We start from the raw sequence: 21021 nt of genomic DNA, 5'->3' as shown, positions 1-21021 counted from the left end.
GAGGTTAAAATCGCGGTTGACCAGCGAGGACAGGGCACCTCGCGGGTTCTGGGTGAAGGCGCGTGCTGCGGGCGACGTACCGTATGGGCGCGGGCTCAGGTACCGTGGAAGCCCTACGGACCGGTCTCTCCACGGAGAGTCCGTTCCAGATCATGAACGCGTGTCAAGACTCTGGGGCCGTCGAGCCCCGTATCCGAGGGGGTCGAGCCATGGGGCGCGGCCGGGCAAAGGCCAAGCAGACGAAGGTCGCCCGCCAGCTGAAGTACAGCAGCGGCGGGACTGACCTCTCGCGTCTGGCCAATGAGCTGGGCGCTTCGACTTCGAGCCAGCCGCCGAATGGCGAGCCGTTCGAGGACGACGACGAGGAAGACGACCCGTACGCACAGTACGCGGATCTCTATAACGACGACGACGAGGACGAGGACGACCAGTCCGGCCCTCAGTCGCAACGTCGCGGCGCTTGACGCAACAGCGTCCCTCGCAGTTTCCGCGACCTCTTCTCGTAGCGGATCTCCTGGCGTGGGTTCCTGGTAGATCTGGCCTGGCGTATTTCTCGTAGCGACTGCACCTCACCCGGTCCGGGGTTTCACCACCGGACCGGGTTTCGTGCTGTCTCGGGGGGCCTCAGCCCGCGTAGTCGCCGATGAGCGCCGCGCCCGTCGCGTGGTCCCCGCGCTCGGTGATCTCGCCGGCGATCCAGGCGTCCACTCCGCGGTCCGCGAGGACGGCGAGGGCGACCTCGGCGGACTCCTCGGGCACGATCGCCATCATGCCGACGCCCATGTTCAGCGTCTTCTCCAGCTCCAGGCGCTCGACGCCGCCGGTCCTGCCGACCAGGTCGAAGACCGGCGCCGGGGTCCAGGTCTCGCGGTCGACCACGGCGTGCAGACCGTCCGGGACGACACGGGCCAGGTTGGCCGCCAGTCCGCCGCCGGTGATGTGGCTGAAGGCGTGCACCTCGGTGCTCTTCGTCAGCGTCAGGCAGTCCAGCGAGTAGATCTTGGTGGGCTCCAGGAGCTCCTCGCCGAGCGTGCGGCCGAACTCCTCGATGTGCTGGTCCAGGCGCAGGTTCGCCCGGTCGAAGAGGACATGCCGGACGAGCGAGTACCCGTTCGAGTGAAGACCGGAGGCCGCCATGGCGATCACCGCGTCACCCGTACGGATGCGATCCGGGCCGAGCAGCTGGTCGGCCTCGACGACGCCCGTACCGGCGCCCGCGACGTCGAAGTCGTCCGGACCGAGCAGACCGGGGTGTTCGGCCGTCTCGCCGCCCACCAGGGCGCAGCCCGCGAGGACACAGCCCTCGGCGATGCCCTTCACGATGGCCGCGACCCGCTCCGGGTGGACCTTGCCCACGCAGATGTAGTCGGTCATGAAGAGCGGCTCGGCGCCGCACACCACGATGTCGTCCATGACCATCGCGACCAGGTCGTGGCCGATGGTGTCGTACACGCCCAGCTGCCGGGCGATGTCGACCTTGGTGCCCACGCCGTCCGTGGCGGAGGCGAGCAGCGGACGCTCGAAGCGCTTGAGGGCCGAGGCGTCGAAGAGGCCGGCGAAGCCGCCGAGGCCACCGAGGACCTCGGGGCGCTGCGTCTTCTTCACCCACTCCTTCATCAGCTCTACGGCGCGGTCGCCCGCCTCGATGTCGACTCCGGCAGCCGCGTAGGACGCACCGGAGGCACTGCCCGTCGCCGGAGGGGACTGATCAGACACAGAAGACATTGCCTGGGATCTTTCGGTTGGTGAAACGGGGCTCTGCGGCACTACGGGCGACGGATGGCGTCAGCCGCGGCCGTGGCTGCGGGACCCGCGGCCAGCTCGGTCTCCAGGAGCTGCTTGCCGAGCAGTTCGGGGTCCGGAAGCTCCATCGGGTACTCGCCGTCGAAGCAGGCGCGGCACAGATTCGGCTTGTCGATCGTCGTGGCCTCGATCATCCCGTCGAGCGAGATGTACGAGAGCGAGTCGGCGCCGAGCGAGGTGCCGATCTCCTCGATGGTCATGCCGTTCGCGATCAGCTCGGCGCGGGTCGCGAAGTCGATGCCGAAGAAGCAGGGCCACTTCACGGGCGGGGAGGAGATCCGGATGTGGACCTCGGCCGCACCCGCCTCGCGCAGCATCCGGACCAGGGCGCGCTGGGTGTTGCCGCGCACGATCGAGTCGTCGACGACGACCAGGCGCTTGCCCTTGATGACTTCCTTGAGCGGATTCAGCTTCAGGCGGATTCCGAGCTGGCGGATCGTCTGCGACGGCTGGATGAAGGTCCGGCCGACATACGCGTTCTTCACCAGGCCGGCACCGAACGGGATGCCTGAGGCTTCCGCGTAACCGATCGCGGCGGGCGTCCCGGACTCCGGGGTCGCTATCACCAGGTCGGCCTCCACAGGGGCTTCCTTGGCGAGTTTGCGGCCCATCTCGACGCGCGAGAGGTACACGTTCCGACCGGCGATGTCCGTGTCGGGGCGGGCCAGATAGACGTACTCGAAGATGCAGCCCTTGGGCTTCGCTTCCGCGAATCGCGAGGTCCGCAGGCCGTTCTCGTCGATGGCGACGAACTCGCCCGGCTCGATCTCGCGCACATAGCTGGCGCCGCAGATGTCGAGGGCGGCGGACTCGGAGGCGACCACCCAGCCACGCTCCAGGCGGCCGAGGACCAGCGGGCGGATGCCCTGCGGGTCACGGGCGGCGTAGAGGGTGTGCTCGTTCATGAAGACGAGCGAGAAGGCGCCCATGACCTGCGGGAGGATCTTGGTGGAAGCCTCTTCGATGGTCAGCGGCTTGCCGTCGTCGTCGACCTGGGCCGCGAGGAGCGCGGTGAGCAGGTCGGTGTCGTTGGTGGCCGCCACACGGGTGGTGCGGCCTTCCTGCTTGGGCAGGTCGGCGACCATCTCGGCGAGCTGCGCCGTATTGACGAGGTTGCCGTTGTGGCCGAGCGCGATGGAACCGTGCGCGGTGGCACGGAACGTCGGCTGGGCGTTCTCCCACACGGAGGCACCAGTGGTCGAGTAGCGGGCGTGACCGACCGCGATATGACCTTGGAGCGAACCGAGCGAGGTCTCGTCGAAGACCTGGGACACGAGGCCCATGTCCTTGAAGACGAGGATCTGGGAGCCGTTGCTGACCGCGATTCCCGCGGATTCCTGACCCCGATGCTGGAGGGCGTAGAGCCCGAAGTAAGTGAGCTTGGCGACCTCTTCGCCCGGAGCCCAGACACCGAAGACGCCGCAAGCGTCCTGGGGGCCTTTCTCACCGGGGAGCAGATCATGATTGAGTCGACCGTCACCACGTGGCACGGCTCCGAGTGTAGGCGAGATCGACCACTGGTCCGAATTGGGGATTCGGGGCCTCAGTGGATCACTCGTCGGCCACCGCGCTGACGATTGTGCCGTTTGTGCTGGTCAGCGTGATGCCACGATGATCCAACGTGTAGGCGGGCTTGCTGTCGAAGAGCTCCAGCAGCGTCTTCTCGGTCCTCATGAGTGAGCCTTGGCACATCATGCGGGTGGTCCTGACCCGGCCGAGGGTGATATGTCCGTCGCTGACGGTGGCCTGGGCGGACGCGTGGTTGCAGCCGAGCCGGCCGTCGAAGGTGCCGTCCTCGCCGAGGACGAAGTACGCGTTGGCCCCCTTCGGGAGCGGCTGGGACACGTTCGTGTCACCGAGTGCCGTGACCGTCCACTTCGTCCCTCGCAGGGGTGCGTCCTGCTCCTTGGTGAGGCTGATCCGGTCGCCGTTGTCGGCGGTGAGCGTCAGCTTGTCGCCGTCGGCCTTGGTCGTGAACGCGCTGCCGCCCGCGACGGTGCGGCTCAGGCTCCGCTCGAAGCTCATCGGGCCCTTCTCGCAGCCCATGTCGGTCGTCTGGATCTCGCCGAACTCGACGCGGTCACCGTCGAGGGTGGCCTTCGAACCGAAGCCGTTGCAGCCGAGGTTGCCGCTGACCCGACCGTCCTCGCCGATCCTCAGATACGCGCCCGAGGGTGCCTGCGCGGTCTTTCCGTCCACGGTGAGGCTGTCGACCGTCCAGTGGACACCGGTCACCGGTGCCGAATCCGTCCGCGCGGACCCGCTCCCCGCCGACTGGGTACCGCACGCCACGGCGAGGGGCAGCAGGGTCAGGACACTGAGGGTCGTTCGCTGCTTGTCCATGCGGATGGGACGGGAGGGGTGGGTGACCGGTTCCCTCGGAGGCGGTGCGAGGGGGTTCAGCCCATCAGGGGGAGCAGGCCGCCGAGGTCGGCGCGCTCGCCGCTCGCGCTGACCTTCGCGTCGTCCAGCGCCGTCTTCCACCGCGTACGTCCCGTCGCGAGCCGGAGCCAGGTCAGCGGGTCCGTCTCGACCACGTTCGGCGGAGTGCCGCGGGTGTGCCGGGGCCCTTCCACGCACTGGACGACGGCGTACGGCGGGATCCGGACCTCCGTCGACGCGCCGGGCGCCTTCACGGCGAGCGTGTCGGCGAGCAGCCGGGTGCAGGCGGCGAGGGCCTGGCGGTCGAAGGGGATGTCGGTACCGGCGGCGCGGTTCAGATCATCGGTGTGCACGACGAGTTCGACGGTGCGGGTGACGAGGTAGTCGGCGAGGGTCATCGCCCCCGCGCTCACGGCGAGCAGCCGGTCGTCGGGGGCCGTGGCCAGGTGCTCGGTGATCCGGTGTTCGGCGTGGGCGTAGAGCGCGTCGAGGTCGGGATGGTCGGCGGCGAGTGCGCGCGTGCCGTCGGCGATGTTCCCGGCGCGGGCCGCCGTCCCGAACGGCCAGTCGAGCAGCGCGCGTTCCTTCGCAGCGGGCGCCGGCAGGTCGAGGTGCCGGCTCACCGCCTCGACCGCCATCACGATGTGCGCGGCCAACTCCCGCACAGTCCAGTCCCCGAGCTGTGCGGGCCGTGCCAACTGCTCCTCGCTCAGCGCGCGTACGCCGTCCCGTACGTTCCCGAACTGCGCGAGAACCGCCGCGCGGATCTTGGCGGAGTCGTAGGTACGCGCGCGTTTCCGGGCTGAGGTCATACGGCGAGCCTAGGGCCTGTCCGGCGGATCATGCCGGAGACGCCGGGCCTGGCACGTGCGCTGATCAGGCGCCGCAGGTTTCCTGAGCCGGCCTGATGGCCCTCGCCGCACTGCCCGCGCCGAGGTTGCCCAGGTCCGCCGACGCCGAGGACCCTTCAGCCCCGCCTCGGCAGACCGGGCCGGTCCCGGCACGACGAAGGCCCCGCCCGTCGAAACGGGCGGGGCCTTCGCACAGATTGACGGGTTACGCCAGCAGCGCCGGGATCGTGCCCTCGTGGGCCGTGCGCAGCTCCGCCAGGGAGAGCACGAACTCGCCCTGGACGTCGACCATCGCGGTCGCGTCGGACTCGATGCCGTCGACGACACCGATACGGGTGACGGGCAGACCCCGGGCACCGCACATGTCGTTGAAGCGGAGCTCCTCCGAGCGCGGGACGGCGACGACCGCGCGGCCCGCCGACTCCGAGAAGAGGAACGTGAACGCGTCGAGACCGTCGGGCACGATCAGCCGCGCGCCCTTGCCGCCCTGCAGTGCCGACTCGACCACAGCCTGGATCAGACCGCCGTCGGACAGGTCGTGCGCGGAGTCGATCATGCCGTCGCGGGAGGCCGAGATGAGGATCTCGGCGAGCAGCCGCTCGCGCTCCAGGTCGACCTTCGGCGGCAGACCACCGAGGTGGTCGTGGACGACCTGCGACCAGGCCGAGCCGCCGAACTCCTCGTGGGTGTCACCGAGCAGGTAGAGGAGCTGGCCCTCTTCCTGGAAGGCGACCGGGGTGCGCCGGGCGACGTCGTCGATGACGCCCAGCACGGCCACGACCGGAGTCGGGTGGATGGCGACCTCGCCGGTCTGGTTGTACAGCGAGACGTTGCCGCCGGTCACCGGGGTGCCCAACTGCTGGCAGGCGTCGGCCAGTCCACGGATCGCCTCGGCGAACTGCCACATGACGGCCGGGTCCTCGGGCGAGCCGAAGTTCAGGCAGTCGGAGACGGCGAGCGGCTTGGCACCGGTCGTCGCGACGTTGCGGTAGGCCTCGGCGAGGGCCAGCTGCGCGCCCGTGTACGGGTCGAGCTTGGCGTAGCGGCCGTTGCCGTCGGTCGCGATGGCGACGCCGAGCCCGGTCTCCTCGTCGATGCGGATCATGCCCGAGTCCTCGGGCTGGGCCAGCACCGTGTTGCCCTGCACGAAGTGGTCGTACTGGGAGGTGATCCAGGACTTGGAGGCCTGGTTCGGGGAGGAGACCAGCCTCAGGACCTGGTCCTTCAGCTCCTCGCTCGTCGCCGGGCGGGGCAGCTTGTTCGCGTCGTCGGCCTGGAGGGCGTCCTGCCAGGAGGGGCGGGCGTAGGGGCGCTCGTAGACCGGGCCGTCGTGCGCGACCGTGCGCGGGTCGACGTCGACGATCTTGCCGCCGTGCCAGAAGATCTCCAGGCGGTCGCCGTCGGTGACCTCACCGATGACGGTGGCGATGACGTCCCACTTGTCGCAGATCTCCAGGAAGCGGTCGACCTTCGCCGGCTCGACGACCGCGCACATGCGTTCCTGCGACTCGCTCATGAGGATTTCCTCGGGAGAGAGAGTCGAGTCCCGCAGGGGTACGTCGTCCAGGGTGACGCGCATGCCGCCGGAGCCGTTGGACGCCAGCTCGCTGGTGGCGCAGGACAGACCGGCAGCGCCGAGGTCCTGGATGCCGACGACCAGCTTCTCGGCGAAGGCCTCCAGGGTGCACTCGATGAGGAGCTTCTCCTGGAAGGGGTCACCGACCTGGACGGCGGGACGCTTCGACGGCTTGGCGTCGTCGAAGGTCTCCGAGGCGAGGATCGACGCGCCGCCGATGCCGTCGCCGCCCGTGCGGGCCCCGTACAGGATGACCTTGTTGCCGGTTCCGGACGCCTTCGCGAGGTGGATGTCCTCGTGCCGCATGACGCCGATGGCGCCGGCGTTGACGAGCGGGTTGCCCTGGTAGCAGGCGTCGAAGACGACCTCGCCGCCGATGTTGGGCAGGCCCAGGCAGTTGCCGTAGCCGCCGATGCCCGCGACGACACCCGGCAGGACGCGCTTGGTGTCGGGGTGGTCGGCCGCGCCGAAGCGCAGCGGGTCGACGACCGCGACCGGCCGCGCGCCCATGGCGATGATGTCGCGCACGATGCCGCCGACGCCGGTGGCCGCGCCCTGGTAGGGCTCGACGTACGACGGGTGGTTGTGCGACTCGACCTTGAAGGTGACCGCGTAGCCCTGGCCGACGTCGACGACGCCGGCGTTCTCGCCGATGCCGACGAGCAGCGCGTCGGACTGCGGGGCCTTCTCGCCGAACTGGCGGAGGTGGACCTTCGAGGACTTGTAGGAGCAGTGCTCGGACCACATGACGGAGTACATGGCGAGCTCGGCGCCGGTGGGCCGGCGGCCGAGGATCTCGACGACGCGCTCGTACTCGTCCTTCTTCAGGCCCAGTTCGGCCCAGGGCAGCTCGACGTCGGGGGTCGCGGCCGCGTTCTCGACCGTGTCCAGAGGCGTGCGGCTCATGCGTTGACCAGCTTCTTGAGGATCGACGTGAAGAAGGGGAGGCCGTCGGTGCGGCCGGACCCGACCAGGGGCTCGACGGCGTGCTCCGGGTGCGGCATCAGACCGACGACATTGCCCGCCTCGTTCGTGATGCCGGCGATGTCGCGCAGCGAGCCGTTCGGGTTACCGCATCCATCAGCGGCTTCGCCACTGACCACGTAACGGAACGCGACCCGGCCCTCCGCCTCCAGCATGTCGAGCGTGTGCTCGTCGGCGACGTACCGCCCGTCCATGTTCTTCAGCGGGATGCGGATCTCCTGGCCGGCCGCGTAGTCGGCGGTCCAGGCGGTCTCCGCGTTCTCCACCCGCAGCTTCTGGTCGCGGCAGATGAAGTGGAGGTGGTTGTTGCCGAGCATCGCGCCGGGGAGAAGGTGCGCCTCGGTGAGGACCTGGAAGCCGTTGCAGATGCCGAGAACCGGCATTCCGGACTTCGCCTGCTCGATGACGGTCTCCATCACCGGCGAGAAGCGCGAGATGGCGCCGGCCCGCAGATAGTCGCCGTACGAGAAACCGCCGGGCAGCACCACGGCGTCGACCTGCTTGAGGTCCTTGTCCTTGTGCCAGAGAGCTACGGGTTCGGCACCGGCCAGCTTGATCGCGCGCTGCGTGTCACGGTCGTCGAGGCTGCCCGGAAAGGTGACGACTCCAATACGAGCGGTCACTTTCCGGCCTCCGCGACTTCCTCGACCTTGACGGTGAAGTCCTCGATCACGGTGTTGGCGAGGAAGGATTCCGCCAGTTCATGGATGCGGGCGAGCGCGGCGTCGTCCACCGGTCCGTCCACTTCCAGTTCGAATCGCTTTCCCTGACGGACGTCGGAGACACCTTCGAAACCGAGGCGCGGCAGTGCACGCTGCACCGCCTGGCCCTGGGGGTCGAGGATCTCCGGCTTGAGCATGACGTCGACTACGACGCGTGCCACTGGCACTCCCGGTGTGTGGTGCTGAGCAGGTCCCTTCAGACTACCCGTACAAAATTTCTACTCGCGTAGATTCGTAGAATCCTACGTGACCCCGATCACGATCAGGCATCGGCACGGGGGCATGCACGGAAAATCCTGGGAAAAACCGCAGAAGAGCGGTAGGACCCCATTGCCTTCGGACACGCGCAGGGATTTAGTCGGGCTTCACAATGCAATGCCGGGCACTGTACAAAGGAATTGGCAATAGCCGATACTTTGCTCGATAACAGCCGGACAGTCGACATCTCCCCGACAACTCCGTGACGTCCACGCACGTCATGACCGTTGATCGCAGAGGTGTCGCACGAAGGGACCGATATTCGTGGCGCAGCGTGTCGTGGTCACTCTCTTTGACGACATCGACGGCTCGGAAGCGGCGGAAACGATCGCCTTCGGACTCGACGGCAAGTCGTACGAGATCGACCTCAATCCAGCCAATGCCAAGAAACTGCGTAAGGCGCTCGCGCCCTACCTCGAGGCCGGCCGCAAGCAGTCGAAGTCCGGGAAGGTCTACACGCACACCGCGTTGACGCCCGACCCGGCCGCGGTCCGCGCCTGGGCCCGCTCCAACAAGATGGACGTGCCGCCGCGCGGCCGGATCCCCAAGAAGGTCTACGAGGCGTTCGCCGAGGCGCACTGAGCCGGCGGCCCCGGACGGGGCACCCGACGAGAGCCTCCGCGGGAGCCCTGGCCCGGGCCGGGTGCCGCGAGAGCCCTCCACCGGACCCCTGGAAGAACGGACTTGCGCTGACCCCCGCCTGATCAGCTAGAGTCTGGAACACGCCGAGGGGCCAGGCCGAAAAGCCGGAACCCGAGGGTCGTGCGGGTGTAGTTCAGTAGCAGAACATCCCCCTTCCAGGGGGAAGGCGCAGTGTGCAATTCCTGTCACCCGCTCTGCATCGCTTACCGATCACGGTTGTTGATCAGGTAGAGTGGTGCTCGCGCCGATCGGTGGAAGCCGGTCGGAGGCAATGCGGACGTAGCTCAGTTGGTAGAGCGCAACCTTGCCAAGGTTGAGGTCGCCAGTTCGAACCTGGTCGTCCGCTCCACGAAGCAAAGGCCCCGGTCAGTCGACCGGGGTCTTTCTCGTGTCCGCGAGCCCCGACCTCTCGCCCGGCCATGGATGTCGATGGGCCGCACCCGTATCAGGGTCCTCCTGCCTATCGCCTCCGTGTCCTTCCCGGCTATCGCCGCCCGCTCGCGCCGGAGTCCCGTCTGACATTTGTCATGCGGAGTGATGACACCGCGCACTGCTGAGGGAACCCGTCCGCCGGGACGCTGATTTCATGAACACGAACGAGCAGGATGACGTGATCGAGGTCACTGATCTGCGGCGTGTGTACGGGGGCGACGGAAGAGATTTCGAGGCGGTGCGCGGAGTCACCTTCTCCGTGGGCCGCGGTGAGCTCTTCGCTCTCCTCGGTACCAACGGCGCGGGCAAGACATCCACCGTCGAACTGATCGAGGGTCTCGCTCCCCCGGCCGCCGGGCGTGTGCGGGTCCTCGGGCGCGATCCGTACACGGACCGGGCGGCCGTGCGGCCCCGCATCGGCGTGATGCTCCAGGAAGGCGGCTTCCCCTCCGAGCTGACGGTCGCGGAGACCGTGCGGATGTGGGCGGCGTGCACCAGCGGAGCCCGTCCCACCGGGCAGGCGCTGGACATGGTCGGCCTCGCGCACCGCTGCGACGTACGGGTCAAGCAGTTGTCCGGGGGCGAGAAGCGGCGCCTGGACCTGGCGCTCGCGCTCCTCGGCCGCCCCGAGATCCTCTTCCTCGACGAGCCCACGACCGGACTCGACGTGGAAGGCCGCCGGAGCACCTGGGAGTTGGTGCGCGAGCTGCGCGACGGCGGGACCACGGTCCTGCTGACCACCCACTATCTGGAAGAGGCGGAGGAACTCGCCGACCGGCTGGCGATCCTCCACGAAGGACGCATCGCGGCCATCGGCACCCCGGCCGAGGTCACCGCCTCCCAGCCGTCGCGCATCTCCTTCCGACTGCCCGACGGCTACTTCCCCGGCGACCTGCCCCCGCTGGCCGAACTCGGCGTGAGCAGCCATGAGACGGCGGGCCGCGTGATCAAGCTGCGCACGAACGAGCTGCAACGGACGGCCACCGCCCTGCTGGTGTGGGCCGAGCGGGCGCGGGTCGAGCTGCGGGGGCTCGATGTGCGCCAGGCCTCTTTGGAGGAGGCGTTCCTGCGGATCGCGCGGGAGGCGGCGGTGGACGGCGTGGACGGTCCGAGGACGGCGGGACGGTCCGCGGATGCGCGGACCGTGGATGCGCGGACAGTGGATGCGCGGAAAAGGGGGACCGAGGCATGAGCCGAACAGCAGTCACGACCGGCGCCGGCGCGACCAGGACCACGGCCGCGGGACGGATGGGCGCGCTGGCACGCGCCGAACTGACGCTGCTGGGCCGCAGCAGGGCGACACTCGCCGCAGCGGTGTTCGTACCGCTGGCCATGCCGTTCATGCTCCGCTCGAACGTCGACCAGATGAATCTGAAAGGCACCGGTCTCACCGTCGGTTCGATCCTGCTGCCCTCCTCGATCGGCTTCTCGCTCCTCTTCGCCGTCTACAGCTCCCTGGTGAACGTGTACACGGCCCGCCGCGAAGAACTCGTCCTCAAGCGGCTGCGCACCGGGGAGCTGGGGGACGTGGAGATCCTCGTGGGAGCCGCGCTGCCCTCGGTGGCGACAGGACTCGCCCAGTGCGTGATCCTGACCGTCGCCTACGAGGTGACGCTCGGCGTCGGGGCGCCCGAAGCACCCCATCTCGTCCTGCTGGGTCTGCTGTTGGCATTCATCACCTGGCCGGCGCTCGCCGCCGTCACCGCGAGCTTCAGCAGGAGCGTCGAGGGCGCCCAGCTCGCGGCCACGCCCCTGACGCTGGTGTCACTGGTCGGTTCCGGGACCTTCATCCCCCTGGAGACGCTGCCCGACGGCATGGCCTCGTTCTGCGAACTGCTGCCCCTCACCCCGGTGATCACCCTGATCCGCGGCGGCTGGACCGGGCACCTCTCCGCCCACGACACCACGGGCGCCCTCGTCACGGCGGTGGCCTGGACCGTGATCGCGGTGTTTGCTGTACGACGGTGGTTCCGCTGGGAGCCGCGGCGATGACCACGGACACGGGGGTGGGCATGAGCAGGCCGGCCGGCTGGTGGCGGGGCAAGAGCACCCCGGCGAAGGTGGAGACGTACACACGGTGGTCGTTCCACTTCTTCACCGTGCTCGAGGCCGTCTCGATCGGACTGCCCGTCTTCGGGAACGTGGCGACGGCACGGTCCTGGACCCTGTTCCTGCTGGTGTGCGGGCACTCCGTGTTCTGCGCGGTGACCGCCTCGCGGGCGCTGGACTGGGCGCGCGGCACCCGGGAGCAGCCCCGGCGGACGCTGCTCGCGCTGGCCGTGGGTACGGCCGTGGTGGCCGTCGTGGGGGTCGTCCTCTCGGGCACTCCCTGGCGCCCGGCCAGCGACGGCGAGTTCCTGGTCGCCTCCTCGCTGTTCGTCGGCGTCACGGCGTTCGGCACGGGCACGCTCGCGCTCGGCACACGCGACAGACGCCGGATGACGTACGCCGTGCTCGGCGCGGCCGCGGGCGCCGGCGTGCTCTCCGTGCCGCTCGGCTTCCCCGGCCCCGCCGCGCTGATCACCGGCGTCCTGGTCCTGCTGACCGCCGGATTCCTCACCTTCACCGCGGCCTTCTCCGTCTGGCTGCTCAACGCCGTCTACGAACTCGACAAGGCCCGCGAGACCCGCGCCCGGCTCGCGGTCGCCGAGGAGCGGCTGCGCTTCGGCCGCGATCTGCACGACGTGATGGGCCGCAACCTCGCGGTGATCGCCCTCAAGAGCGAACTCGCCGTGCAGCTCGCCAGACGCGGGCGGGCCGAGGCCGTGGACCAGATGACCGAGGTGCAGCGGATAGCCAGGGAGTCCCAGCGGGAGGTGCGCGAGGTCGTACGGGGGTACCGCGAGGCCGACCTGACCACTGAACTGGCCGGGGCACAGGGCGTGTTGACCGCGGCCGGCATCGACTGCGACATCACCGGCACGGCCGCGGGGCTGCCCGCGCAGGTCCAGTCGGCGCTCGGCTGGGTCGTCCGGGAAGCGACCACGAACGTACTGCGGCACGGGGACGCCAGAAGGTGCGGGCTGTCCCTGCGGGTGGCGGAGGAGCGGGTGACGCTCACCGTCGAGAACGACGGGGTGCCGGACGCGCCGGAGCCGGGCCCCGGGCCGGACGGCGACTCCGGGCGGAGAAGCGGGTCCGGGCTCGTGGGGCTGCGGGAACGGCTGGGGGAGGTGGACGGGGTCCTGCGGGCCGGCGCGAGCGGTGGGGTGTTCCGACTGGTGGCGGAGGTACCGCTCCCGCACACCCCGGACCGGGACGGAAACACCGGTGCGGAGGCCGTCGTCGGGTCCGGTGCCCTTGGCGACGACACCCGGAGTGTGTCGCCCTCGTCCGTTCCACACCAGGTGAGAGAGGCCACCTCATGACGTCCGTACCGCTCGACATGCCGGCGCCGGCGTCCCCCGTGCGGCTGCTGCTCGCCGACGACGAGCATCTGATCCGGGGAGCACTGGCCGCGCTGCTCGGGCTCGAGGACGACCTGGTCGTGGTGGCCGAGGCGGCGACCGGACCGGAGGCGCTGGCGATGGCGCGGGCGCACCAGCCCGATGTCGCCGTCCTGGATCTTCAGATGCCGGGGGCGGACGGTGTGAGGGTGGCCACATCCCTGCGGACCGAACTGCCTGGCTGCCAGGTGCTGATCGTGACGAGTCACGGGCGGCCGGGGCATCTGAAGCGGGCACTCACGGCGGGTGTGCGGGGGTTCGTCCCGAAGACGGTCAGTGCGCGGCGGCTTGCGGAGATCATCCGTACGGTGCACGCGGGAAACCGTTATGTGGACCCGGAGTTGGCCGCCGACGCGATCTCCGCCGGGGACTCGCCGCTGACCGCGCGCGAGGCCGAGGTCCTCGAATTCGCCGCCGACGGGGCGCCCGTGGCAGAGATCGCGGAGCGGGCCGCGCTGTCCCAGGGGACCGTGCGGAACTACCTGTCGTCGGCCGCCTCCAAGCTGGGCGCCGAGAACCGTCACGCCGCGGTGCGTCTCGCGCGGGAGCGAGGTTGGGTATAGTGGCTGTCGCGCCACGGCGCATGCGGACGTAGCTCAGTTGGTAGAGCGCAACCTTGCCAAGGTTGAGGTCGCCAGTTCGAACCTGGTCGTCCGCTCCAGAAAGAAGCCCCCGGCCTGTGGCCGGGGGCTTCTTCGTGTGTTCCGGCCGGGGGACATTCTTCGGACTGTCCGGCTCGGGTGGCTGCCGGGCCCGGCCGGTGGCCGGGCCCGGGTGAGTCAGGACCAGCTGACGCCCGTCAGGCGCTCGTAGGCCTCGATGTACTTGGCGCGGGTGGCCTCCACGACGCGCTCGGGCAGCGCGGGCGGCGGCTGCTCGCTCCTGCGGTCCCAGCCGGATTCCGCGGAGGTCAGCCAGTCGCGGACGTACTGCTTGTCGAAGGACGGCTGCGCGTGGCCCGGCTCCCACGCGTCGGCGGGCCAGAAGCGCGAGGAGTCGGGGGTCAGCACCTCGTCGGCGAGGACGAGGGTCTCGCCCTCGAAACCGAACTCGAACTTCGTGTCCGCGAGGATGATGCCCCGGTCGCGGGCGATGTCACGGGCGCGGCCGTAGACGGCGAGGGTCGCCTGGCGCAGTTCGGCGGCGGTCTCGGCGCCGACCTGGCGGGCGACCTCCTCGTAGGAGACGTTCTCGTCGTGCTCGCCGACCGCGGCCTTGGTGGCCGGGGTGAAGATCGGCGCGGGGAGTTCCGAGCCGTCGACGAGGCCCTCGGGGAGCGCGAGGCCGCAGACGGTGCGGGACTCGTTGTACTCGACCAGGCCCGAGCCGGTGAGATAGCCGCGGGCGACGCACTCGACCGGAGCCATCCGCAGGGACTTGCAGATCAGGGTGCGGCCGGCCCAGTCGGCGGGGGCGCCCGGCGGCAGTTCGGTACTCAGCACGTGGTTGGGGGCCAGCTCCGCGAGCTGGTCGAACCACCACAGCGAGAGCTGGGTGAGCGTGCGGCCCTTGTCGGGGATCTCGGTGGGGAGAACCCAGTCGTAGGCGGAGATGCGGTCACTGGCGACCATCACGAGGTCGCCCGCCTCGTTCTGGTACAGGTCGCGCACCTTGCCGGTGTGCAGATGTACCAGACCCGGCACCTGAAGGGGCTCGGGCTTTTCGACGAATCCGGACACGGTGCCTCCCCGTGGTTCTGTCCAAGTGGCTCGATTCTCCCGTATGGGGCGAGCGGGTGTGGACAGGGGGCGTGATGAGCCGGTGCGGGTGCCCGTGGTGCGGGTGGGTCGCGAGGCTCCCGGCCGGGCTTCCTCAGTCGTGTTTGCAGATGCGGTCGAGGAGATTGGCGGTCGCTCGCTGGATACGTGGGTCCACGTGGCCGGGGCGATCGAGGGCCGGAGACCACGCGAACGTCCCGGATGCGAAGACCAGGGCGCCGGACGGGGCCCGGTAGAGCGAGGTCTCCTGATGACGGGGGGTGCCCTCGCTGTCCGGGTACGGGGAGTGTGCGAGCAGGATCCGGTCCTGGTGCTCCGGCAGCGGGGTGCGCGGGAAGTAACGGTCCGCCTCACCCGCGACCATGCCCTCCACCTCGTCGCCCTCGTGCGCGCCGGTCGCCTCCCACAGCCAGTGGTCGGCGTTGCGGACGACCAGGGGGTGCGGCTCGGGGACGCGTCCCGCGTACTGGATACCGATGAGCTGCTGTTCCGGACGGTCGATCTCCCGCCACAGGGCGGGCTTGCCCGGGCCCCGGCGTTTCCGGCAGGTCAGCAGCCGGTCGGCGACGCCCGAGGGGGACGGCCCCAACTCCACCTGCCAGTACATGGTGTTGGCGGAGAGGAAGACGAGCGAGGTGCCGTGTTCGCGGGCGAGTTCCGTGGTCCGGCGCATCTGCGGCGACCAGTACTCGTCGTGGCCCGGGAAGACGAGGCCGCGGTAGCGGGTGGGGTCGACGCGGCCGGCGTGCAGGTCACGGGCGTCGGCGTAGGCGAGGTCGTAGCCGTACCGTTCCGCCCAGCGGATGAAGTCGTAGGCGTGGCCCACATGGAGAGGAAGGCCGGCGCCCGCGTACGGGCGGTCGAAGGAGACGGTCGTCGCGGCGTCGGCCTCGCCGAGCAGGCGGCCGTTCTCGTCCCACGCGTGGTAGAGGCTGGCACCGGTGTGGCCGTCCTCCGGGTACAGGTTGTACGCCTGCCAGGTGATGTCCGGGAGCAGCAGGAGCAGGTCAGCCGTCTGGTGGTCGCGGACGGTGAAGGGGACGTGGGAGCGGTAGCCGTCGACGGTGGTGAGGACGGCGACATAGGCGCCGACGCTCCAGTAGGACGGAATCTGCAGGCGCCAGGACAGCCACCAGTGGTGGCAGGAGACGGTGCGGTCGGCCGTGAGCGGCGGCGGCTGGACGATGCCGGAGAGACGGGGGCTCGTGGTGATCTTGCTGGCGCCGTCACCGCCGTAGTGGCCGATGCGGTAGATGTCGACGCTGAATTCCTGCGGCGGGTCGACGGTGACATGGAAGTCGATGGACTCGCCGGGAGCGGTGGCACCCGTGGTGGTGAAGCCCTTGATCTGGCGGTGGACGTCGTCGGCGGAGCGGGGGCCTCCGGCGCCGGAGCGCACACGGGTGCCGGAGGTGGCGCGCGGACCCGGGATCCTGGCGGTGCCGGTCGCTGGGTGGGGCGGCTGGGTCGCGTCGGTGTCCAGGTACCAGGGGACGACGTGGCCGGTGTCGTCGAAGTAGGTCTCGCTGCCGCGGAGCCAGGGAACGGGGCCCTGGCCGAAGGGATCCGTGACGGCGTGCGCGAGTGCTCCCGACTCCCAGCGGCGGATCTGCTCCGACCCCATGCCTGCTCCCCTCCCTCGTGCCCCCGTCGTTCTGGTAAGCCCTTGCGCTGTGCGCGGTTCGGTCCCAGCACATCACATTACGCACGCAGTCCGTCACCGTTCGTCGCGAATTGACGTGAGTGGAACGGCTGGCTCCGCCTGGGTCGAGGCGACCGCGCACAACGTGCGGCCGGTCGCCGGCAGGGCGTCAGACCAGGCGGACCGGTTTCTCCGGGCGGACGCCGAGGTGACGGAGCCAGTCCCGCAGGGGCGCGGGATCCCCGGTCTCTATGAGGGTGAGGACACGGGGGCTGAGGTCGGCGGCTCGTTCACCGGCGACGAGAAGGGACGGGCCGTCGAGCCAGTCGAGTCCGGGGGCCGCTCCGGCGGTGTCCATCGCGGCGCAGCAGACCATCGCGGTGACATGGTCGGCCAGCAGCTCACGGCCGGTCCGGGGCGGCTGGAGCGGGAACAGCGGAAGGATCCCGTCGTCCCAGAGGGCGTGGTCGGGGCCCTGCTGCTCGGCGCTCCCGGCGGGCGGGGGCGTCGCCGGGGCGGACGCCTCCTCGCGGGCCAGTTCCGCGGTGATCCCGGCCGCGAGGACGGCCGACCGTTCGTTCCCCACGGCGAGGTCCGGATCCTCGCTCTCGGCGATGCCCATCTCCCCGTACGCCTCCGTGCGGTGCGCCGCGAGGGAGCCGCCCGGGTCCGGGGCGGGCCCGGCTTCCGCGGGTTCCGACAGATGGTCCATCACGCGTGCCAGCGTCGGGCCGTCCGCCTCGGGCAGCGCGGGGTCGGCGGGGTGCCGGACACCGAGCGTGTCCAGGACCCGGTGGAGGCGGGCCGCGTCGGTGCGCCATTTACGGTCGACGACCTCGTCCGGGTAGTCCTGCCAGTCGACCGGCGCCCAGTCGGGGCCGGCCTCGGCGGGGCCGCCGTGGAAGAGACGGGCGGCGAGCAGCGAAGCCGCCTCGTCCACGGCGCCGGGCTCTTCGAGCAGATCGCAGGCGGGGCGCTCACCGAGACGGGAGGCGAAGCCCTCGGCCAGGCGGTCGCGGCGGGACAGCTCGGTCAGCGCGGCGACGACGCCCACGTCCAGCCGGGAGGGCCAGCGGCCCATCCGCCAGGCGGGCAGCGCGACGCGGGTGAGCAGGCGGTCCCAGCCCGCGTACGCCAGGCCCACCTGTTCCTGGGCGACGATCCGCACGCCGTAGTCCACAGCCTGTGCGCGCTCGGCCGCCGCGACCGCCACTCCCCGCTCCATTTCGGCGGCGTGGCCCCGGCAGCCGCGCAGCAGGAGACGGGTCACCCAGCCCACACCGGCGAGAACCGTGCGGGACAGCGGGTCACGGCCGGGTGCCGAGGACACGGCCACGGCCGCGTCCAGGCCTCGTACGAAACGGCGGGCCGCGGCTATGTCCGGGTGCGCCGACGGGCCCGTACCGGCGACGACCGGGGCGAGGACCGCCCGCAGTTCGCCGACCCGCATCCACCACAGGAAGGGGGAGCCGATGACGAGGACGGGGGCGGCGGAGACACGGCGGGCGCGGTGCGTCAGTCCGGGCATTCCGCGCCCTCCGGCCAGGGCTGCCCGCCCGCCGTCCGCGGCGTCCGACGCGTCCCTGCCGCCCGGTGCGGAGCGACCGTGTGCCCGGTGGGTGCGGTCCTCCAGCCAGCTGTCGCAGTCCGGGGTGAGCGCTATCGCCGAGGGAGCCGGAACGTCGAGACGGTCGGCCAGGTCGCGGACCATCCGGTAGAGATCGGGGGCCGATCGCTCGGAGATCGGGACCGTGGGGCTCATCGCGGGCCGGGCGCGGGCCACGACGAGCGCGACGCCCGCCGCCGCGAGAAGGACCAGAACGGCGAGGACCGTCACGATCCACCGCGCGATCCCCCAGGGCCCGCCCGTGATGCGGCCGGTGGAGCCACCGACGAGCAGCACGACGGCCGCGGCCGCGGGCAGCAGGGCGACGGCCAGCGCCCTGCTGCGGACGCGCAGCACAGCGAGAGCCCGGGAGCGCGCTGCCTGCGCGCCCACCTCCACACCCGTACCGGTCACGACCGGACGTCACCCCCTCTTGTCCGCCGGGCCCCGGCCTTTTCACTGCCGGTGCCGACGGATGCCCTGGCGTTGGTCACTCCCCCACTGTGGCACCCGCCGCCGACATCGCAATGCCGGTGGGCCAAGTGCCGGAATGCTTTCGCCGCACCCTAGTTGGGGCCTCGGCCCGAGTCAGCCGGATGGGGCATCGGTCACTCGATGGAATGGCTCTGGGGAAAGGTGGATGACGGTGGGCCACGATCAGGCCTCCGATTCCGGGCGGAAACCCGCAGGTGAAAGGGCCCGGCCAGGCACGACGAAGCCCCGGATTCCGTACGGAATCCGGGGCCCGGTGATGCTATGGGGGCCTGAGGCTATGCCTCCGCCTCCGCCTCCGCGTCCGCCGCCGCCTTCGCCGCGATGTCGGTGCGGTGCTGCGAACCGTCGAGACCGATGCGGGCGACCGCCGCGTAGGCGCGCTCGCGGGCCTCGGTGAGACCGGATCCGATCGCTGTGACGGACAGCACACGGCCGCCCGCGCTCACCACCGCTCCGCCCTCGCGCCGGGTGCCGGCGTGCAGGACGTACGCGTGCGGGGCTTCCTCGGCGGCCACGGCGTCGAGCCCGGTGATCGGGTCGCCGGTGCGCGGGGTGTCCGGGTAGTTGTGCGAGGCCACGACCACGGTGACCGCCGCGTTCTCGCTCCAGCGCAGCGGTTCCAGATCGGCGAGGCTGCCGTTCGCGGACGCCAGCAGGACACCGGCGAGCGGGGTCTGCAGACGGGCGAGGACCACCTGGGTCTCGGGGTCGCCGAAACGGGCGTTGAACTCGATGACCCGTACGCCACGGCCGGTGATCGCCAGACCGGCGTACAGAAGGCCGGAGAACGGTGTGCCGCGGCGGCGCAGTTCGTCGACGGTCGGCTGGAGGACGGTCTCCATGACCTCCCCGACGAGCTTCGGGTCCGCCCAGGGCAGCGGCGAGTACGCGCCCATGCCGCCGGTGTTCGGTCCTTCGTCGCCGTCCAGCGCGCGCTTGAAGTCCTGGGCGGGCTGGAGCGGGACGACGGTCGTGCCGTCGGTGATCGCGAAGAGGGAGACCTCGGGACCGTCGAGGAACTCCTCGATGACGACGCGGTCGCAGGCGTTGGCGTGCGCGCGTGCCGTGTCGAGGTCGTCGGTCACGACGACGCCCTTGCCGGCCGCCAGTCCGTCGTCCTTGACGACGTACGGCGCTCCGAAGGCGTCGAGGGCCTCCTCGACCTCCTCCGGCGTCGCGCAGACGTACGAGCGTGCCGTGGGGACGCCGGCACCCGCCATCACGTCCTTCGCGAACGCCTTGGAGCCCTCCAGTCGCGCGGCCTCCCCGGAGGGGCCGAAGCAGGGAATGCCCGCCGCGCGCACGGCGTCGGCGACACCGGCGACCAGCGGGGCCTCCGGGCCCACGATCACCAGTTCGGCGCCGAGCTCCGTGGCCAGCGCGGCCACGGCGGTGCCGTCGAGGGCGTCGACCGCGTGCAGCTCCGCCACCTCCGCGATCCCGGCGTTCCCGGGAGCGCAGTACAGGGCGGTGACGTCGGGGTCGAGGGACAGGGAGCGGCACAGGGCGTGTTCGCGGGCGCCACCACCGATGACAAGGACCTTCACGGGGTCAGCCTAGCCGCCGCACGCGGGTGCCCTTGTGGGGGCTTCCGAAGCAAGGGGGGTGCGGCACTGGTGCGATCCTCCAAGAGGGCCGTCGCCGATGTGCCGGGGGACTGCCGCCGAGAGGTGTTCAGCCGGCCGGTCTCTCACTCGTTCGTGAACTCTTCCAGCACCGTCGCTCCCAGCTCGCGGACGATCAGGTCGTGGCCCGAGAGGGCGGACTCGTCCAGGTCGGGGTCGTCGTCCTCCGGGGTGTCGTCCTCGGGGGCGACCGGCGGCGGGTCGTGTGCCGGGGGCGGGGTCGACGCGGGCGCGGACCTGCCCTGGCCCTGGGCGTGGCCCGCGGACGGGCCGGACTGCGAGGACGGGGGCTGCGAGGCCGGAGCCGATGGCTGCTGGGGCGCGGGGCGCTGGCCGGCCGGGGCCCCGCCGTAACCGCCGGCGCCACTGCCACCGCCGGCGCCTCCGCCTCCGTAGCCGCCGCCCCCGCCGTAACCGCCTCCGCCGCCGAACCCGGAGCCCGCCGGAGCGGCCGGGGGTGCCGAACCGCCCGAGGCATCCACGATCGCCTCGACCTTCCACTGCACGTTGAACTGCTCCGCGAGCGCCTGCCGCAGCACGTCCTCGCTGCCGCTGCTCGCGAAGTTGTCACGCGCCCCGGCGTTGACGAAGCCGATCTGCAGGGTCGTGCCGTCGAAGGCCGTCACCTGCGCGTTCTGGCTGAGCAGGATCCAGGTGAACCGGCGGCGGTTCTTCACCGCCTCCAGGATGTTCGGCCACAGCGTGCGGGGGTCGGGGCCGCCCGCGGCCGGTGGCGCCGAGGGAGCGAACTTGTAGTCGTGGCTGTGCCGCTCCTCCTTGTCGCGCAGCCCGCGCCCCCAGGCGGAGACGATCCGCACGATGTCCTTGAAGAAGTACAC

Annotated in this window: 17 protein-coding genes, 3 tRNA genes and 1 pseudogene; 9 read left to right on the top strand and 12 right to left on the bottom strand. The window is 70.6% G+C overall.

What is annotated here, in order from left to right:
- Positions 1–209 precede the first annotated feature (209 nt).
- On the top strand, positions 210–464 hold the full coding sequence (locus ABZX90_RS38675) for a DUF3073 domain-containing protein (RefSeq protein ID WP_037615441.1): 255 nt from the start codon (positions 210–212) through the stop codon (positions 462–464).
- Positions 465–624: 160 nt separating this feature from the next.
- Here ABZX90_RS38675 and purM read toward each other — a convergent pair whose 3' ends face one another.
- From purM to purS, 7 genes are all read right to left on the bottom strand, one after another.
- Positions 625–1725: a phosphoribosylformylglycinamidine cyclo-ligase gene (gene purM / locus ABZX90_RS38670; RefSeq protein ID WP_351131410.1), complete on the bottom strand. Its 1101-nt coding sequence runs from the start codon at positions 1723–1725 to the stop codon at positions 625–627.
- Between the two features lie 41 nt (positions 1726–1766).
- Positions 1767–3293, bottom strand: a complete 1527-nt coding sequence (purF, locus tag ABZX90_RS38665; RefSeq protein ID WP_351131409.1) for an amidophosphoribosyltransferase — start codon at positions 3291–3293, stop codon at positions 1767–1769.
- A 61-nt stretch (positions 3294–3354) separates the two neighbouring features.
- Complete coding sequence (locus tag ABZX90_RS38660) at positions 3355–4146, bottom strand: META domain-containing protein (RefSeq protein ID WP_355212986.1); 792 nt, start codon at positions 4144–4146, stop codon at positions 3355–3357.
- A 56-nt stretch (positions 4147–4202) separates the two neighbouring features.
- Positions 4203–4997 (bottom strand): sterol carrier family protein, encoded by a 795-nt coding sequence (locus tag ABZX90_RS38655; protein WP_355212984.1) that lies wholly within the window; start codon positions 4995–4997, stop codon positions 4203–4205.
- Between the two features lie 244 nt (positions 4998–5241).
- On the bottom strand, positions 5242–7518 hold the full coding sequence (gene purL, locus ABZX90_RS38650; protein ID WP_355212982.1) for a phosphoribosylformylglycinamidine synthase subunit PurL: 2277 nt from the start codon (positions 7516–7518) through the stop codon (positions 5242–5244).
- Positions 7515–8219, bottom strand: a complete 705-nt coding sequence (gene purQ, locus ABZX90_RS38645; RefSeq protein WP_351131404.1) for a phosphoribosylformylglycinamidine synthase subunit PurQ — start codon at positions 8217–8219, stop codon at positions 7515–7517. The genes purL and purQ overlap by 4 nt, the downstream gene beginning before the upstream one ends.
- Positions 8216–8479, bottom strand: coding sequence for a phosphoribosylformylglycinamidine synthase subunit PurS (gene purS, locus ABZX90_RS38640; RefSeq protein WP_005482678.1), 264 nt, complete (start codon positions 8477–8479; stop codon positions 8216–8218). Before purS ends, purQ begins: the two co-directional genes overlap by 4 nt.
- Positions 8480–8840: 361 nt before the next feature.
- Between purS and ABZX90_RS38635 the strand changes: the two genes are divergently transcribed.
- The 8 genes from ABZX90_RS38635 (at position 8841) to ABZX90_RS38600 (ending at position 13757) form a co-directional block, all read left to right on the top strand.
- Entirely contained in the window at positions 8841–9158 is a 318-nt protein-coding gene (locus tag ABZX90_RS38635; RefSeq protein ID WP_351131403.1) for an Lsr2 family protein, read from the top strand.
- Positions 9159–9340: 182 nt separating this feature from the next.
- Positions 9341–9412: transfer RNA gene (locus ABZX90_RS38630), tRNA-Gly, on the top strand.
- Positions 9413–9491: 79 nt separating this feature from the next.
- A tRNA-Gly gene (locus tag ABZX90_RS38625) sits at positions 9492–9567 on the top strand.
- A gap of 237 nt (positions 9568–9804) precedes the next feature.
- Positions 9805–10842 (top strand): ABC transporter ATP-binding protein, encoded by a 1038-nt coding sequence (locus tag ABZX90_RS38620; RefSeq protein ID WP_355212979.1) that lies wholly within the window; start codon positions 9805–9807, stop codon positions 10840–10842.
- Positions 10839–11642, top strand: coding sequence for an ABC transporter permease (locus tag ABZX90_RS38615; protein ID WP_355212977.1), 804 nt, complete (start codon positions 10839–10841; stop codon positions 11640–11642). Before ABZX90_RS38620 ends, ABZX90_RS38615 begins: the two co-directional genes overlap by 4 nt.
- Before the next feature lie 20 nt (positions 11643–11662).
- Positions 11663–13018, top strand: a complete 1356-nt coding sequence (locus ABZX90_RS38610) for a histidine kinase (protein ID WP_351131456.1) — start codon at positions 11663–11665, stop codon at positions 13016–13018.
- A 17-nt stretch (positions 13019–13035) separates the two neighbouring features.
- Positions 13036–13659 carry a response regulator transcription factor gene (locus ABZX90_RS38605; RefSeq protein ID WP_355213024.1) on the top strand — a complete coding sequence of 208 codons (624 nt, stop codon included), beginning with the start codon at positions 13036–13038 and terminating at the stop codon, positions 13657–13659.
- A gap of 22 nt (positions 13660–13681) precedes the next feature.
- Positions 13682–13757 (top strand) — tRNA-Gly (locus ABZX90_RS38600).
- Positions 13758–13875: 118 nt separating this feature from the next.
- On the opposite strand, the gene ABZX90_RS38595 is transcribed toward ABZX90_RS38600, so the two are convergent.
- The 5 genes and pseudogenes from ABZX90_RS38595 to ABZX90_RS38575 form a co-directional block, all read right to left on the bottom strand.
- Entirely contained in the window at positions 13876–14775 is a 900-nt protein-coding gene (locus tag ABZX90_RS38595) for a phosphoribosylaminoimidazolesuccinocarboxamide synthase (RefSeq protein WP_355212975.1), read from the bottom strand.
- A 133-nt stretch (positions 14776–14908) separates the two neighbouring features.
- Positions 14909–16438, bottom strand: a complete 1530-nt coding sequence (locus ABZX90_RS38590; protein WP_355212973.1) for a N,N-dimethylformamidase beta subunit family domain-containing protein — start codon at positions 16436–16438, stop codon at positions 14909–14911.
- Positions 16439–16625: 187 nt separating this feature from the next.
- Entirely contained in the window at positions 16626–18476 is a 1851-nt protein-coding gene (locus ABZX90_RS38585; protein WP_355212971.1) for a hypothetical protein, read from the bottom strand.
- 356 nt (positions 18477–18832) lie between these two features.
- Positions 18833–20104, bottom strand: coding sequence for a phosphoribosylamine--glycine ligase (gene purD, locus ABZX90_RS38580; protein WP_355212969.1), 1272 nt, complete (start codon positions 20102–20104; stop codon positions 18833–18835).
- Positions 20105–20247: 143 nt separating this feature from the next.
- Positions 20248–21021 (bottom strand): annotated as a pseudogene (locus ABZX90_RS38575) (hypothetical protein); the annotation flags it as partial.

The organism is Streptomyces sp. NPDC002935 (assembly GCF_040611295.1).
GTDB lineage: Bacteria > Actinomycetota > Actinomycetes > Streptomycetales > Streptomycetaceae > Streptomyces.
This window is presented reverse-complemented; position numbering and strand designations above follow the sequence as displayed.

Excerpts from the sequence above, each read along its gene's own strand:
- purM (WP_351131410.1), bottom strand. The coding sequence starts at position 1,725 with ATGTCTTCTGTGTCTGATCAGTCCCCTCCGGCGACGGGCAGTGCCTCC.
- ABZX90_RS38610 (WP_351131456.1), top strand. The coding sequence starts at position 11,663 with ATGAGCAGGCCGGCCGGCTGGTGGCGGGGCAAGAGCACCCCGGCGAAG.
- ABZX90_RS38655 (WP_355212984.1), bottom strand. The coding sequence starts at position 4,997 with ATGACCTCAGCCCGGAAACGCGCGCGTACCTACGACTCCGCCAAGATC.
- ABZX90_RS38615 (WP_355212977.1), top strand. The coding sequence starts at position 10,839 with ATGAGCCGAACAGCAGTCACGACCGGCGCCGGCGCGACCAGGACCACG.
- ABZX90_RS38590 (WP_355212973.1), bottom strand. The coding sequence starts at position 16,438 with ATGGGGTCGGAGCAGATCCGCCGCTGGGAGTCGGGAGCACTCGCGCAC.
- purL (WP_355212982.1), bottom strand. The coding sequence starts at position 7,518 with ATGAGCCGCACGCCTCTGGACACGGTCGAGAACGCGGCCGCGACCCCC.
- ABZX90_RS38660 (WP_355212986.1), bottom strand. The coding sequence starts at position 4,146 with ATGGACAAGCAGCGAACGACCCTCAGTGTCCTGACCCTGCTGCCCCTC.
- ABZX90_RS38620 (WP_355212979.1), top strand. The coding sequence starts at position 9,805 with ATGAACACGAACGAGCAGGATGACGTGATCGAGGTCACTGATCTGCGG.
- ABZX90_RS38605 (WP_355213024.1), top strand. The coding sequence starts at position 13,036 with ATGCCGGCGCCGGCGTCCCCCGTGCGGCTGCTGCTCGCCGACGACGAG.
- ABZX90_RS38675 (WP_037615441.1), top strand. The coding sequence starts at position 210 with ATGGGGCGCGGCCGGGCAAAGGCCAAGCAGACGAAGGTCGCCCGCCAG.